12 protein-coding genes are annotated in these 15,133 nt (G+C 70.4%); 3 read left to right on the plus strand and 9 right to left on the minus strand.

What is annotated here, in order from left to right; translation table 11 throughout:
• Nucleotides 1–30 precede the first annotated feature (30 nt).
• Entirely contained in the window at nucleotides 31–813 is a 783-nt protein-coding gene (locus tag ACFVV0_RS18215; RefSeq protein ID WP_387066297.1) for a trans-aconitate 2-methyltransferase, read from the plus strand.
• A 114-nt stretch (nucleotides 814–927) separates the two neighbouring features.
• Nucleotides 928–1,515, plus strand: coding sequence for an NADPH-dependent FMN reductase (locus ACFVV0_RS18220; protein WP_387066299.1), 588 nt, complete (start codon nucleotides 928–930; stop codon nucleotides 1,513–1,515).
• An 89-nt stretch (nucleotides 1,516–1,604) separates the two neighbouring features.
• Here the strand turns inward: ACFVV0_RS18220 and ACFVV0_RS18225 are convergent, their stop codons facing one another.
• From ACFVV0_RS18225 to ACFVV0_RS18235, 3 genes are read right to left on the minus strand one after another with little or no spacing between them, the layout of a single operon-like run.
• A complete protein-coding gene (locus ACFVV0_RS18225; protein ID WP_387066301.1) occupies nucleotides 1,605–2,381 on the minus strand; it encodes a DNA-formamidopyrimidine glycosylase family protein in 777 nt (258 codons plus the stop codon).
• Between the two features lie 40 nt (nucleotides 2,382–2,421).
• Nucleotides 2,422–7,086: an ATP-dependent helicase gene (locus ACFVV0_RS18230; RefSeq protein ID WP_387066303.1), complete on the minus strand. Its 4,665-nt coding sequence runs from the start codon at nucleotides 7,084–7,086 to the stop codon at nucleotides 2,422–2,424.
• A gap of 43 nt (nucleotides 7,087–7,129) precedes the next feature.
• Nucleotides 7,130–7,783, minus strand: coding sequence for an alpha/beta hydrolase (locus ACFVV0_RS18235; RefSeq protein WP_387066305.1), 654 nt, complete (start codon nucleotides 7,781–7,783; stop codon nucleotides 7,130–7,132).
• Nucleotides 7,784–7,917: 134 nt separating this feature from the next.
• Between ACFVV0_RS18235 and ACFVV0_RS18240 the strand changes: the two genes are divergently transcribed.
• The gene (locus ACFVV0_RS18240; protein ID WP_387066307.1) at nucleotides 7,918–8,493 is read left to right on the plus strand and encodes an NUDIX hydrolase family protein; all 576 of its coding nucleotides are present in this window, start codon (nucleotides 7,918–7,920) and stop codon (nucleotides 8,491–8,493) included.
• Nucleotides 8,494–8,514: 21 nt separating this feature from the next.
• Here the strand turns inward: ACFVV0_RS18240 and ACFVV0_RS18245 are convergent, their stop codons facing one another.
• The 6 genes from ACFVV0_RS18245 to ACFVV0_RS18270 all read right to left on the minus strand — a co-directional run bounded on the left by ACFVV0_RS18245 (nucleotide 8,515) and on the right by ACFVV0_RS18270 (nucleotide 15,004).
• Entirely contained in the window at nucleotides 8,515–9,093 is a 579-nt protein-coding gene (locus ACFVV0_RS18245; RefSeq protein ID WP_387066310.1) for a D-alanyl-D-alanine carboxypeptidase family protein, read from the minus strand.
• Nucleotides 9,094–9,217: 124 nt separating this feature from the next.
• The gene (locus ACFVV0_RS18250; RefSeq protein WP_387066312.1) at nucleotides 9,218–9,877 is read right to left on the minus strand and encodes a response regulator; all 660 of its coding nucleotides are present in this window, start codon (nucleotides 9,875–9,877) and stop codon (nucleotides 9,218–9,220) included.
• Entirely contained in the window at nucleotides 9,874–11,103 is a 1,230-nt protein-coding gene (locus ACFVV0_RS18255) for a sensor histidine kinase (protein ID WP_387066314.1), read from the minus strand. Before ACFVV0_RS18255 ends, ACFVV0_RS18250 begins: the two co-directional genes overlap by 4 nt.
• A gap of 8 nt (nucleotides 11,104–11,111) precedes the next feature.
• Entirely contained in the window at nucleotides 11,112–12,083 is a 972-nt protein-coding gene (locus ACFVV0_RS18260; protein WP_387066316.1) for a D-alanine--D-alanine ligase, read from the minus strand.
• Nucleotides 12,080–13,228, minus strand: coding sequence for an alanine racemase (gene alr, locus ACFVV0_RS18265; protein WP_387066318.1), 1,149 nt, complete (start codon nucleotides 13,226–13,228; stop codon nucleotides 12,080–12,082). Before alr ends, ACFVV0_RS18260 begins: the two co-directional genes overlap by 4 nt.
• A 147-nt stretch (nucleotides 13,229–13,375) precedes the next feature.
• Nucleotides 13,376–15,004, minus strand: coding sequence for a DEAD/DEAH box helicase (locus ACFVV0_RS18270; protein WP_387066320.1), 1,629 nt, complete (start codon nucleotides 15,002–15,004; stop codon nucleotides 13,376–13,378).
• Nucleotides 15,005–15,133 lie beyond the last annotated feature (129 nt).

The following is a 15,133-nucleotide window of genomic DNA, read 5'->3' on the forward strand; positions in this document are numbered from 1 at the left end:
AAGCACAGGCGCCGTCAGCGAAGGAACGCTATGCCCGCGACCCTCTGGAACCCCGCAAGCTACGACCGCTACCAGGTCGAACGGTCGCGACCGTTCTTCGACCTCGTCTCGCGGATCGATGCCGACTCGCCCCGCCGGGTGGTCGACCTCGGATGCGGGCCGGGTCAGCTGACGGAGACCCTTGCACGCCGCTGGCCCGACGCCGAGGTCGTCGGCTTCGACTCCTCGCCGGAGATCCTCGCACGGGCGCGCGCACGCGACGACGCGCCCGCCAATCTGAGCTTCGACGAGCTCGACATCGGCGCCTGGATGCCCGGCGCATCCGACGACGTCGTCATCACCAATGCGGCGCTGCAGTGGGTGCCGAACCACCGTGAACTGCTTCCGCGCTGGCTCGAGGCGCTCCCGCCGGGAGGGTGGTTCGCGATGCAGGTTCCGGGCAATTTCGGGGCAGCGTCGCACCGATTGCTGCGTGAGACCGCCGCGGGTCCGCGGTGGAGGGACCGGCTCGACGGTGTGCTCCGGCACGAGGATGCGGTCGGTGAGCCCGACGACTACCTCGCCACGTTCCTCGATGCGGGCTATCGCACCACGGCGTGGGAGACCACGTATCTGCAGGTGCTCCCCGGTGCGGACCCCGTGCTCGACTGGATGCGCGGAACAGCCCTGCGGCCGGTGCTCAGCGCGCTCGGCGACGACGGGCCGGACTTCGAAGCCGAGCTCGGCGCGCGTCTGCGCGATGCGTACCCAGCCGGCCCGCACGGAACCGTGTTCCCGTTCCGTCGGACGTTCGCGGTCGGCGTGCGCGACTGACGCGCGCCGCGCCGCCTCCGGGAGCGCATCGGATCGTCTCGCGCCGGGAATGGATCGCACCGTCGACACGTTCGGGCATGGTGACACGTCACCAAACCAACGAAAGGTCTCTTCATGACGAAGATCGCGATCATCATCGGCAGCACCCGGCCGGGGCGTCACGGCGAAGCCGTCGCACGCTGGGTGAACGAGCACGCCGCACAGCGCGAGGGCGTCGAGTACGAGCTCGTCGACCTGAAGGACTGGGAGCTTCCTCACCTCGACGAGCCCCTGCCCGCCGGCGCCGGCCAGTACGCCGGTGAGCACACCAAGGCGTGGGCGGCGAAGATCGGCGAGTTCGACGGCTACGTCTTCGTCACGCCGGAGTACAACCACAGCACCTCGGGCGTGCTCAAGAACGCCATCGACTACGTCGGCGCCGAGTGGTACAACAAGGCAGCCGCCTTCGTGAGCTACGGAGTCTTCGGCGGCGCCCGAGCCGTCGAGCACCTGCGTCTCGTGCTGTCGCAGCTGCAGGTCGCGACCGTTTCGGCCCACGTCGGACTGAGCCTCGCGCACGACTTCGAGAACTGGTCGCTGAAGGCGACCCCGCAGCAGGAGGCTGCCCTGACCCCGCTGTTCAACCAGCTCGAGTCGTGGTCGACGGCGCTGGCCGGCGTGCGCAACGCGCAGGACGAGGCCTCCGAGGACGCGGCCGCCTGACCGGCCGCGGCGCTGAACGCAGAGTTCGCGCACACAAGGAGGCGGGGCGCTGGGTGGAGCGCCCCGCCTCCTTCACGATCCCGTCCCGATCAGGTCTGGCAGTTCGGGCAGTAGTAGGTGACCCGCTCCTCGCCCTCGACGCGACCTAGTTCGGAGCGGTGGATCGGCGTACCGCACCGGCGGCAGGGCTCTCCCCGCCGCCCGTAGACCCAGGTCGACCGGCCCCGACGGGTGTCCCCGGTCGTCACCCGGACGACGCGGTCGCGGTTGGCCGTGAGCAGCCGGTGCGCCAGCGAGACTGTCGCGGCGAGGTCGGCCTGCGACACCGGCCGGGTCGGCAGCATCCCGCGCAGAAAGCACAGTTCGTTGGCGTACACGTTGCCGATACCGGCGAGATTGCGCTGGTCGAGCAGCGCCACCGCGACCGGAGCATCCGGATGCGCGGCGAGCCTGCGCACCGCTTCGTCCGCATCCCAGTGCTCTCCGAGCAGATCGGGGCCGAGGTAGCCCACCGCCTCCTCCTCGCGATCGCGCGGGAGCACCTCGAGCAGGCCGAGCTGGAACCCGACGGCGCTCGTCTCCTCGGTGCGCAGAACCGCCCTCGCCTGAAACGCCGGATGCCGCCAGCGCTGCCCCGGCGAGTACACCTCCCAGGAGCCCTCCATCTTCAGATGGCTATGGATGGTCACCTCGCCGACCCGAATCAGCAGGTGCTTGCCGCGGCTGACCACCTCATCCACCCGCTCGCCCGCCAGATCGACGGTCGCGTACGCGGGCACCCGGAAGTCGCTGGCGACGAGGGTGCGCCCGGCCAGCGCCGCGTGCAGCCGCCGTGCCGTCTGGTGGACGGTGTCCCCCTCGGGCATCAGACCGCCGCGCTCGACCGGGGATGTCGCATCCGGTCGGTCATGTGCGCAGCCTCAGGCCGCGCGGAGTGGCGAGGAAGCCGGCCTCCGCGAGCGCGTCGCCGAAGGGCGAGCCCAGCACGAACCCGCCGTTCACCGTCTCGATGGCGAGCTTGTCGACGCGGCCGCGGGTGACCAGGGAGGCGAGCGCTCGCGCGGCCGCCCGCAGGGCCGGTTCCGCCTCGGGCACGGTCTGGTCGGCGAAGCAGAGGAGGCTCTTGCCGCCGCGTTCCACGTAGATCGTGAGTGCGCCGTCCACGAGCACGACGAGGGCGCCCGCTTTGCGCCCGGGGCGGTGGCCCGTTCCCGCCTCGCCCGGAACACCCGGCCAGGGGAGTGCTGCGCCGTACGGATTCGCCGGGTCGGTGGCGGCGAGGGCAACGGCCGCGTAGTCGGGATCCTGGGTGTGATCGAGCACGAACGAGCGAAGCCGGTCCACGGTCGCTCCGGTGGCGAACTGGGCGGCGCCGAGGGTCTCCACGAAGTAGCCGCGGCGGGCGCGCCCGGTCTCCTCGAACCCGCTCAGCACTTTGTAGACGAGCGCGAATCCACCGGGCACCCCCTCGTTCATGACCGATCCGCGGGTCACGACGCCGTAGCGGTCGAGCAGGGTTTCGGCGGTGGCGTGCCCCCGCACGGTCGCGTCGAGATTGCGGTCGGGGAGCAGCGACCAGCGTCCGGCGACGGTGGGCGGACCCATCCGGGTGACCATCGCCGATCGCGCCGCCGCGCGCCCGCGATACATGCGCGAGCGCGGCGCCTGTTTCGGCCGCTTGTGGGCTCCGGATGCGCCGGTCAGCGTCCGCAGCGGAGCGAGCGTGTCGTTCGTGATCAGCCCGGCCCAGACCAGATCCCACAGCGCTGTGACCAGGGCGGTGTCGTCGACCGGGGCGCCTGCTTCGGCACCGAGCGCATCCGAGAGCTGACGGAAGAAGTAGCCGCCGCCACGCGAGAGCGCTGCCAGCACAGCGCGCTGCAGTTCGTCGGTCTCGTGTTCCGCCGGCGGCCCCAGCGTGAGGGGTGCGGCTTCGGCGAGGTGCAGGCTGACCCAGCCGTCGGATCCCGGGAGGGCGCCGTCGCCCGACCAGATCACCTCGCCGGTCGCGGTGAGTTCGTCGAGCATCGCCGGACTGTAGTCGGTGACCCGGCTCGGCAGCACGAGCGACTCCCAGGCCGACGCGGGAATCCGGGTGCCGGAGAGCTGCTCGACGACCGACGCCACCGCATCCACCCCTTGCAGGATGCCGCCGATGTGCTGCCAGTCGGGCAGGAAGCGTCCGAGGGTCGGGGTGTCGACCGGCTCGACCTCGTGCCGAAGTGCGGCGAGCGACATGCGGCGGAGGCGGCGCAGCACCTCCGCGTCGCACCACTCCGACCCGTGGGCGTGCGGGCGGAACTCGCCCTCCATCACCCGGCGCTCGTGAGCGAGCCTGCGCAATGCATCGCTGGCGATCGCGGCGCCGAGCCCGAACCGCTCGGCGACGTCGGCAGAGGTGAACGGACCGTGCGTGCGTGCGAACCGGCTGACCAGGTCGCCGAGCGGATCGTCGACCGGCTCGATGAACGCGAACGGGACACCGATCGGCAGCGGAACGCCCAGGGCATCGCGCAGCCTGCTCGCATCCTCGATCGCCGTGTACCGCTCGACTCCTGCGATCGTCACCGGCAGGGCGCGCTTGGCGTCGACCAGAGCGTTGAGGTGAGCGGATGCCACGGCCCGGTCCGCCGGAGCGGAGGCCGGCTGCTCGTCCCCGTCGGCGGCGTCGGCCAGGAGCGGACCGGGCTCGCCCTGCAGCCGCTCGGCGACCTCCTCGACCGAGAGCGGCCCGAGCATCCGGAGCAGGTCGGCGACTCCTTCGACTCCGCGCACGCGCCGGTCGGGCGCGAGACGCTGCAGTTCGTTCTCGACGCGCTCGATCACGACAGGGTCGAGCAGCTCGCGCAGCTCCGCCCGCCCGAGCAGTTCGGCGAGCAGACCGGCATCGAGTGACAGCGCCGCCGCCCGCCGCTCCGCCAGCGGACTGTCGCCCTCGTACATGAACGCAGCGACATATCCGAACAGCAGCGACCGTGCGAACGGCGATGCGGTCTCGGTGCTCGCCTCGACCAGCCGGATGCGCCGCTGCGCGATCTGCCTGGTCACCTCGTCGAGGGCCGGGAGGTCGTAGACATCCTGCAGGCACTCGCGCACGGTCTCGAGGATGATCGGAAAGCTCGGATACTTGCGGGCGACATCGAGAAGTTGCGAGGCCTTCTGGCGCTGCTGCCAGAGCGGGGACCGCTTGCCCGGGTTGTACTTCGGCAGCAGCAGCGCCCTGGCGGCGCACTCCCGGAAGCGCGAGGCGAACAGGGCCGAGTCGCCGACCTCGCTCGTGACCAGCGCATCCAGCTCCTCGGGCTCGAAGACGAAGAGCTCGGCGCCGGGCGGTTGGGTTTCGGTGTCGGGGATGCGCACGATGATGCCGTCGTCGGCCGCCATCGCGCCGCCGTCGATCCCGTAGCGGTCGCGGACCCGCGCCTGCACCGCCAGTGCCCACGGCGAGTGGATCTGCATGCCGTACGGGGAATGCAACACGACGCGCCAGTCGCCGAGCTCGTCCCGGAACCGTTCGACCACGAGGGTGCGATCGGTCGGGATGTGCGCGGTGGCCGTCTTCTGCTCTTCGAGGAAGGACAGCAGGTTGCTCGTGGCCCACTGGTCGAGCCCCGCCTCGACGCAGCGCAGTTCGGCGTCGGTGGCGGATGCACTGCTCACCTCGCGGATGAACGCACCGACCGCGGCCCCCAGCTCGGCCGGCCGGCCCAATCCGTCGCCCTTCCAGAACGGCAACCGCCCCGGCTCACCGAACGCGGGTGTGACGAGCACCCGGTCGTGGGTGATCTCCTGGATGCGCCAGCTGGTGGAGCCGAGGGCGAAGACATCCCCGACCCTCGACTCGTAGACCATCTCCTCGTCGAGCTCGCCGACCCGGCTGGCCTTCTCGCCGATCATGTACACGCCGAAGAGTCCGCGGTCCGGAATGGTGCCGCCGCTGGTGACGGCGAGGCGCTGGGCGCCGGGACGGCCGGTGATGGTTCCGGTGTCGCGATCCCAGACGACACGAGGTCGCAGCTCGGCGAACTCGTCGGAGGGATAGCGCCCGGCCAGCAGGTCGAGCGTGGCGTCGTAGGCGCTGCGCGGCAGGGTGGCGAACGGTGCGCTGCGCCGCACGGTGTCGAACCAGTCGTCCGCGTCGATGGATTCGAGGGCGACTGCTGCGACGGTCTGCTGCGCGAGGATGTCGAGCGGGTTGGCGGGAACCCGCAGCGTCTCGATGAGCCCGGCGACCATCCGCTCGCTCGCCACCGCCGAGTGGATGAGGTCGGCGCGATGCTTCGGGAACACGACGCCCCGCGACACCTCCCCCACCTGGTGCCCGGCGCGGCCGACGCGCTGCAGCCCGCTCGCGACCGAGGGCGGAGCCTCGACCTGCACGACGAGGTCGACGGCGCCCATGTCGATCCCGAGCTCGAGACTCGAGGTCGCGACGACGCAGCGCAGGCGACCCGACTTGAGGTCGTCCTCGATCAGGGCTCGCTGCTCCTTGCTGACCGAGCCGTGGTGGGCGCGGGCGAGCACGAGCGAGTCGGGCCCGTCAACGACGGCCTCGCGCGAGCCCCTGGTCTGACCGGATGCGCCCATCAGCTCGGCAGGAGGTCGCACGCCGTCAGCCGGGATGAACGGGGCGCCGCCGAGGATGCGCTCCTCGTAGATCTCGTTCAGTCGCGCCGTCAGCCGCTCCGCGAGCCTCCGCGAATTCGTGAACACGATGGACGATCGATGCTCCAGCACGCGGTCGACGATGGCCTCTTCGACGTGCGGCCAGATCGAGCCCGTCTGCGGCGAGCCGTCGTCGTTGTCGCTGGCGAAGGTCGAGGTGCCGAGCTCGCTCATGTCTTGGACGGGCACGACCACGGTCAGGTCGAACCGCTTGCCGGACTCGGGCGAGACCACCTCGACCGGGGCACGGCCGCCGAGGAACCGGGCGACCTCCTCCGGCGGGCGCACGGTCGCCGAGAGCCCGATGCGCTGCGCGGGCTTGTCGAGCATCGCATCCAGTCGCTCCAGCGAGAGGGCGAGATGGGCGCCCCGCTTCGTCGCGGCGACGGCGTGCACCTCGTCGACGATGACGGTCTCCACGGTGGCGAGCGTCTCGCGCGCCGACGACGTGAGCATGAGGAAGAGCGACTCCGGCGTGGTGATCAGGATGTCCGGCGGAGTTCGCACGAGCGCTCGCCGGTCCGCCGAGGTGGTGTCGCCGGAGCGCACGCCGACCGAGACGTGCGGGGGCTCGGCGCCGAGCCTCTTCGCGGTCTGCGTGACACCGACCAGCGGCGCACGGAGGTTGCGCTCCACATCCACACCCAGGGCCTTGAGCGGGGAGATGTAGAGAACGCGCGTGCCCGGGGTCTTCGGGGCGCCGGACTCGTTGCTCGCTGCGAGACGGTCGATCGCCCAGAGGAAGGAGGCGAGCGTCTTGCCCGATCCCGTCGGTGCGATGACGAGGGCGTGCTTGCCGCGCGAGATCGCATCCCACGCCCCGATCTGGGCGGGCGTCGGCGCGGCGAAGGCCCCGCTGAACCACTCACGGGTCGCGGGGGAGAACCGGTCGAGCACATCGCTCATCCCTCTATCCTCTCCCCGACGGCCGACACCCGTGCCCGCGTTCTCAGGTGGCGGGGAGGTGACGGCGGATGAAGCCCGAGACGTCCGCGAGCTCGCGGGAGGAGATGGCGTGGCCCATGCCCTCGTAGATGCGGGCGTCGAGATCGGCGTGCTCGGGGAGCCACTCGGTCGTGCGGGAGATCGACGACACCGGGGTGGCCTCGTCGAGGGTGCCGCGGCCCCAGAAGACGGGGACGCGGTTCGCGGCGAGGCGAGCATCCCCCGCCTGGTCGCCCTGGACGACGAAGCCGGACAGCTGAACCGCGTAGCCGAAGCGCTCCGGAGCCAGTCGCAGCAGTTGCAGTGCCATCGCACCGCCCTGCGAGAAGCCGAGAAGGCCCGTCGGCGTCGGCGGCTGCTCGTCGAGCCACTCGAGCAGTGCCCGCGCGGCCGCGTCGGCGTTCGCCGCCAACGGATCCCCTGGAACGTTGGTGAAGCGCGAGAACCAGGCGAAGCCGGGTCCCTCGGGAATCGGCGCGCGAACGGATGCGATCACAGGCTCGAGCGGGAGATACGCGGAGATCCCGAACAGGTCGGCCTCATCGGACGCGTAGCCGTGCATCAGCACCAGCAGCGGCCGTCCCGCGCGGTCGCGTTCGGAGGCGGACCACAGCACGGCATCGCGGTCGATGGTGAGGTCAGGCGAGGGCAGCGGCACACGGTCTCCTGGCGGTCGGGGGTCGGATTCCCATTCTCCCGCCTCACTCTCCTCGCAACCTCACCTTCGGCGAGTTTCTCCACGGATGCGCCGGCGAAGCCCGTGCCGCAGGATCACTTCCGTAGTATCAGTGCATGAGTGTTCGCACCCCAGACCCGAGCCACGATCCGTCGCCCGACGACATGCCCCAGGAGGGGCCCGCGTGGCTGAGCGACATCGAGCTCGAGCAGGCGCGTCGCCGCCTTCCGCTGCTCTACGTCGAGGCCGTCCCGGTGCGAGTGGATGGGCTGGGCCAGGTGACCGAGGTCGGGGTGCTGCTGCGGGCGAACGCCGTCGGAGAGATGACCCGCACCCTGGTGTCGGGCCGCGTCATGTACGGCGAGACCCTGCGCGAGGCTCTCTTCCGTCACCTGGAGAAAGACCTCGGTCCGATGGCCTTTCCGCAGCTGCCGGCGAGTCCGATCCCGTTCCAGGTGGCCGAGTACTTCCCCATGCCGGGAGTGACCCCGTTCACGGATGATCGGCAGCACGCGGTGTCGCTCGCCTACGTCATCCCCGTCACCGGAACGTGCGAGCCGCGTCAGGATGCGCTCGAGCTCACCTGGATGCGCCCGGAGGAGGCCATCTCGCCCAGCATCGCAGAGGAGATGGAGGGCGGTCGCGGCGTGCTGCTCAAGGCCGCACTCGCATCCGTCGGCCGGCTCGTCTGAGCCCCCTCCTCTCGCGGGCGATCATCCGGCGGTGCTGTCGAGGAGCTGCGGCGGGCACTGTCCCGCGGAGTCCGCCGTGAGCTCGAAGTGCCAGGACTCGTTCGCGTAGGTCTGGCAGAGTCCGAACGGGCCGCCGAAGCGGGAGAGGAAGTCCATGGCGTCCGCCGTCGCGATGTCGACGGCTTTGCCCTGCTGGTGCAGCGACTCGTTGACCGGTTTGACCCAACGGCTCGCCTCCGCCGTGCTGCCGTACTTCGTGACGGCCTCGTCGAAGAGGTACTGCTGAAACCGTGCACTGCGCCATCCGGCGACGAGGGTGATCTCCACGTGACGCGCTTCCGCTGCCGCATCGGCCCGCTCGAGCGCATCCCGGAGCGAGCTGTCGAGCTTGGTGACGGCGGGCACGTCGTCGGTCAGCCTCACGCTGTCGCCGAGCGCGATGTAGCCGTCCTCCGGGCCGAGCTCGGCGGAGTCGGAGACGGGAGGTGCGGTCACACCCGTCGCACCGGTCGCGCCGGTCGCGCTGGCGGCTGCGCATCCCGCGAGCGCGAGCACGAGGGCTCCGGCAGCGAAGGCGAGGGGGAGAGATCGGCGATGCATGGAACGTCCTTTCAGGTCTGATCCCAGCCTCGCGTTCCCGCCTCTCTCGCGAATCGGCACTGCGAACGGTTCCCCTCCGCCTCGGGTACCGGCACGCGTCATCCCGGAGGAGGGGGTCGGACCCTCAGATCAGGCGGTGCTCGTGCGCGAACACGACGAGCTGCACGCGGTCGCGCAGGGCGAGCTTCCTGAGGATCGCGCCGACGTGCGTCTTGATCGTCGACTCGCTGGCGAACAGCGCTGCCGCGGCCTCGGCGTTGGATGCACCGCGAGCGACCGCTCCGAAGACGTCGCGTTCCCGCTCGGTGAGAGTGCCGAACGCGGCCGGTACAGGAGCGGGTGCGTGGAACTGCCCGTCGAGCAGGGTCGAGAGATCGTTCGGCGCGAGCACGGCGTTGCCGGTGTGCACAGTGCGAATCGCATCGATGAGCATGTCGGGTGTCGTGTCCTTGAGGATGAACCCGCTGGCACCGTTGCGGATGGCTTCGGCCGCGCGATCGTCGAGGTCGAACGTCGTGAGCACCAGCACGCGCACCGGATCGCGTCTGCTCTGGATGCGTTCCGGCGCGTAGATCCGCCGGGTGGCCTCGACGCCGTCGAGCTCGGGCATCCGGATGTCCATGAGCACCACGTCGGGCGAGAGGGAGTCCACCAGCTCGACCGCCTCGGCGCCGTCCCGCGCCGAGCCGACCACCTCCATGCCCGGGTGAGCGTCGATGATCACCCGCACACCCTCGCGGAAGAGATCCTGGTCGTCGACGAGCAGGACGCGGATGTCGCTCATCGGGCGCTCAGCTCCGGTGGCCGGTGCGCGCGCACTGGCAGAGTGGCCGTCACGGTGAAGTGCCCGCCGTCCGCCGACGGGCCTTGCACAGCGAGTGATCCGCCCACGGATTCGAGCCGGCGGCGCATCCCGCCGATCCCGTTCCCGGCGAACGGAACGGTCGAAGGTTCGCAGTCGATGGAATTCGTCACGGTGACGCGCAGGCGGTCGTCCCAGTCGCGGGCGACGGCGATGGCAGTGCCGCGCTGTCCGTGTTTGATGGCATTGGTCAGCATTTCTTGGAGAACACGGAAGGCGACGGCCGACAGTTCAGGTGGGAGTGGCCGAGGGTCACCGTCGTCGGTGACAGAGATGTGGTTGCCGCTCGCCCGGGTCTCATCGATGAGGGCGTCGAGGTCGCTGCGGTGCGCGGACCCGTCGGGCGAGGCGAGCACGGCTCGCACCTCGCGCAATGAGGATCGCGCGGACGCGGCGATGTTCGCCATGACCCGGGTGAGCGCATCCGGGTCGGTGCGATCGAGGTACGGGGCGGATTCCGCCTGGGCGAGGATGACGGTGAGGGAATGGCCCACGACGTCGTGCACATCCCGTGCGAGTCGGGCCTGGGCTTCACGGAGCATCGCGATCTCCTCCATCTGGCTGCGCTCCCGGCGCGCGCTCACGGCATCGGCCTCGGCGTGGGACTGGGACAGGCGCGAGGCGACGGCCGTCTTCCGGATGCGCAGGGCGAGACCTGCCAGCCAGGGGAGCCCGAGCACCCCGGCGATCATCGGTGTCACGACCAGCGGCCAGGGGATCTCCCCGTCGACGAGCGGCACGAACAGGTTGCGTGCGATCCGCGTGCCCCAGATGCCGTTGATGAGCAGGGTGATATAGCCGAGCGCGAGGCATGTGGCGATCGGGATCGACAGTCCGCTGACCCATGCAAGAGCTTTCGACCCCCACCGTGCGAGCCCGAATGCGACGAGCACGACGGCCGATTCGACCAGCATGATGTCTGTCACCACGGCCGCCTGCCAGACCAGCAGGACCCACAGGATGCCCAGCGACCACCAGCCGGCACGTCGCACGAGCGTCACCGCGACCGCCATCGTGATCACGATGAGCCACGGCGAGAAGCTCTCGTGGTACCCGGATTCGAGCGTGGCGAGTGCCTCCCACAGACCGAGCAGCAGCACGAGCGCTCCGGCGACGACATCCGGCACCCAGGTGGATGCGAGCCGCACGTGCATCCCTATTTCGCGTTCCTGACGAGCGGACGGCAGGCGGCGATGGCGTCGTCGATGAGCAGGTCGAGCAACGCGGGATACGGGATCCCCGCCGCCTCGAACATTCGCGGCACCTGCGATTGACCGGTGAACCCCGGGGAGGTGTTGACCTCGATCAGCACCGGCCCGTCGGCCGTGACGAAGAAGTCGATCCGCGCGACGCCGGAGCAGCCGAGCGCGTCGTACATCCGCACGGCTGCGGCCTCGAGCTCGGTGCGCGTCTCATCGTCGAGCGCCGCCGGCACCTGGAAGACGGCCTCTCCGTTGTACTTGGTCACGTGGTCGAACAGACCGTCGGCTTCGATCTCGAGCGGTGGAGGAACCATGATCGATCCATCCGCTCGGCGCAGCACCGCCACGTCGATCTCGCGGCCGACGATGACATCCTCCACGAGCACCCGGTCGTCGACGGCGAGAGCCGTGTCGATGGCGGCTGACAGCTCCGCGGCATCCGTCACGAGCGACACCCCGATGCTGGAGCCGGCCGCGCTCGGTTTGACCACGACCGGATGGCGGAAGCGGTAGGCGTGGGCCGTCGCCCGGTCGAGCAGCACGCCCGGGGCGGTGGGAACCCCGGCCGCACGGGCGAACAGTTTCGTGGCGTGCTTGTCCATCCCGATGGCGCCGGCGCCGACCCCCGAACCGACATACGGCGTGTCGACGAGCTCGCAGACGGCGGCGAGTGTGCCGTCTTCCCCGTGACGCCCGTGCACCATCGGAATGACGACGTCACTGGTGCGCAGAACCTCGATCGCGAACCCGAACCCGAGAACCGCCCCGCGCGCATCCCTCCACTCGCCGTCTCGGTCGATCGTGAGAGGTACGACGTCGTAGTGCTCCGGGTCGAGGGCGTCGACCACAGCCGCGGCGGAGGCGAGCGAGACGTCGTGCTCCGAGTTGCGCCCACCGCCGATGACCGCCACCGTGAGGCGGCTCATGCGATCGCTCCGGAGTACAGCGACGAGGAGACGACATCACGGCTCACCCGACTGCCGATCCTGGTAACGATCTCGTGGTCGATGGTGTCGGACCACCCCGCCCATTCCGTGATCGTCGGCTCGCCGTTGCAGCCGGGACCGAACACGGTCACCAGCTCACCGACCCCTGCTCCGGATTCGCCGAGGTCGACCACGAACTGGTCCATCGAGAGGCGCCCGACGATAGGGTGGCGGCGCCCGCGCACCAGTACCTCGGCACGACCGGATGCGCTTCGCGGCAACCCGTCGGCGTACCCGAGAGCGACCAGCCCGAGCCGCGTCGACTGCGGGGCGATCCATTCCCCGCCGTAACCGACCGGGGTGCCGGCGGACACGGCGTTCACTCCGACGATCGGGGCTGTCAGCGTCATCGGCACGGCCAGCCGCGTGGAGCGCGACAGATCGATGCCGACCAGCCCGGCGCCGACGCGGCTGGCGGTGAAGTGCGTTCCGGGAAGGTTGAGCGTCGCGGTCGTCGCGGCCAGATGGAGGAGGCGCGGACGCAAGCCGCTCCTCCTCGCGACATCGATTCCCCAGTCGAAGATCACGCGGCCGCTCTCGTTGCTCGGCGCTCCGGGCACATCCGCGTCACTGAGGTGTCCCATGAGCCCGACGACCCGGATCGCGCCGCGGCGCTCAGCATCCCCCGCCGCACGGCAGAGGTCGATCCAGCTCGTCGGTCTGGCACCGTCTCGCGCCATCCCGGTATCGAGATGGAGGTGCACACGTGCAACGCCCCGCACGCCGGCGACGGAACTCAGGTGCTCGATGCTCGGCACGGCGATGTCCACCTGGTGGTCGACAGCGGTCTGGAAGTCGGCATCCGCCGGATGATTGAGCCAGCTGATGATCGGGGCGGTCAGCCCGGCCCGCCGCAGAGCGAGCGCTTCATCGATGCTGGTGACACCGAGCTGCGTCGCCCCGTTCGCGAGTGCGGTGCGTGCGACCGTGACGGCGCCGTGACCGTAGCCGTCCGCTTTCACGACGGCTATCAGCTCTCCCGCCGCGCGGGTGGCGAACAAACGGGTGTTCGCCGCGATCGCATCGACATCGACCATCAGGAGCGGACCGGCCGCAGAGCGCGGCCGGGAGGGCAGAGAGATCATTCTTCGACCCTACGAGGGCGTCCGATCGCGCGTCCTCCGTCGCGAGTACCGTCACACCAGCCTTCAGAATGATCTTTGACGACGACGAAGGCGCGGGATGCGCGACCGAGGGGTCGTGCATCCCGCGCCTTCTAGAGCTGCCGGGTGTCAGCCGCGGGCGCGGCGCGAGCCGTTTCCGCGCTGGGTGCTGCCGCCGACGAGGCTGCCGACACGGAGGCCGTTGCCGGACCCGTGACCGGAGTTACCGCCGCGCGAGGACGTGCCCTTCGACGTGGAGCCGTGACCGGTGCTGCCGGACGCGGCACCGCCGGACGCTGCAGCGGGGCGGCCCGAGCGGTCGCGACGCGTGCGCCCCGCTCCCGAGTCGGTGCTGCGGCCGCCGCCGACGGCGCCGTCGCGGCCGTTGCCGCTTGCGTCACGCCCGCCGTTGCCGCCGCCGTTGCGACCACCGGCACCGCGGCCGCCGGAGCGACCTCCGTTGCCGGCGCCCTCGACGCGACCGTCGCGCGAGGCGCGCTTGCGCTGGGCGTTCGCGCCCTGCGAGCGACCGCCGCCGCCGTTGCCGCGCGGGGTCTCCTCGCGCGGAACCGGCTTCACGTACGCGGCTGTCTCACCGACGAGTCGTGCGACCGGAGCCGAGGTGGCCTCGACGCTCTGCGGCTGAACGTTGATCGCGGCCTTGCGCAGCAGCGTCTTGACGTCCGACCTCTGACTGGGCAGCATCACGGTGACCACATCTCCGGCGCTGCCGGCGCGGGCGGTACGGCCCGAGCGGTGCAGGTACGCCTTGTGCTCCATGGGCGGGTCGACGTGCACGACGAGCTCCACGTTGTCGACGTGCACACCACGGGCGGCGACGTCCGTCGCGACGAGCACGCGCACATCCCCGGCACCGAAGGCGGCGAGGTTGCGGTCGCGGGCGACCTGCGAGAGGTTGCCGTGCAGGTCGACGGCGGGGATGCCCGACGCGGTCAGCTGCTTGGCCAGCTTCTTCGCGTGGTGCTTGGTGCGGGTGAAGAGGATGCGGCGACCGAGGCCGGAGGCGAGCTTCTCGACGAGATCCTTCTTGCCCTCGAGGGTCTCGACCTCGAAGACGTGGTGGGTCATCGCGTCGACGTGGCTGGTGGCCTCGTCGACCGAGTGGAGCACCTCGTTCTGCAGGTAGCGCTTGACGATCTTGTCGACGCCGTTGTCCAGCGTCGCCGAGAACAGCAGGCGCTGTCCGCCGCTGGGGGTCTTGTCCATGATGCGCGTGACGACGGGGAGGAAGCCCAGGTCGGCCATGTGGTCGGCCTCGTCGAGCACGGTGATCTCGACGGCGTCGAGGGAGACGAAGCCCTGCTTCATCAGGTCTTCGAGGCGGCCGGGGCAGGCCACGACGATGTCGACGCCTTCCTTGAGGGCTGCGACCTGCCGCTGCTGGCTGACGCCGCCGAAGATAGTGGTCGACTTGAGGCCGTAGACGTCGGCGAGCGGCTGCATCGCGGCCGAGATCTGGGTGGCGAGCTCGCGGGTCGGTGCGAGCACCAGGCCGAGGGGCCGGCCGGCGCGTCGCTTGCCGCCGGCGAGCTTGCCGCCGAGGCGCGCCACCATGGGCAGCGCGAACGCGATGGTCTTGCCGGAGCCGGTCTTGCCGCGGCCGAGCACGTCGCGCCCGGCGAGGGTGTCGGGCAGGGTGTCGGCCTGGATGGGGAACGGTTCGGTCTTCCCGTCGGCCGCGAGAACGGCGACGAGCGGCGCGGGCACGCCGAGGGTGGAGAAAGTCTGATCTGACAAGGGTGTGGTGCCTTTCAGGCATCGAGACCCCGCATCCGCAGCACATGTCGGTGCCGAGGTGTTCGGGGTGGAAATGGCGAAGGTGCCGTGTGGCACGATCGTTCGCCGTAGAAAAAGTCGACGCTCGCG

Origin of the sequence: Leifsonia sp. NPDC058230 (assembly GCF_042882245.1) — a bacterium.
In the GTDB taxonomy this organism is placed as follows: Bacteria; Actinomycetota; Actinomycetes; order Actinomycetales; family Microbacteriaceae; genus Leifsonia.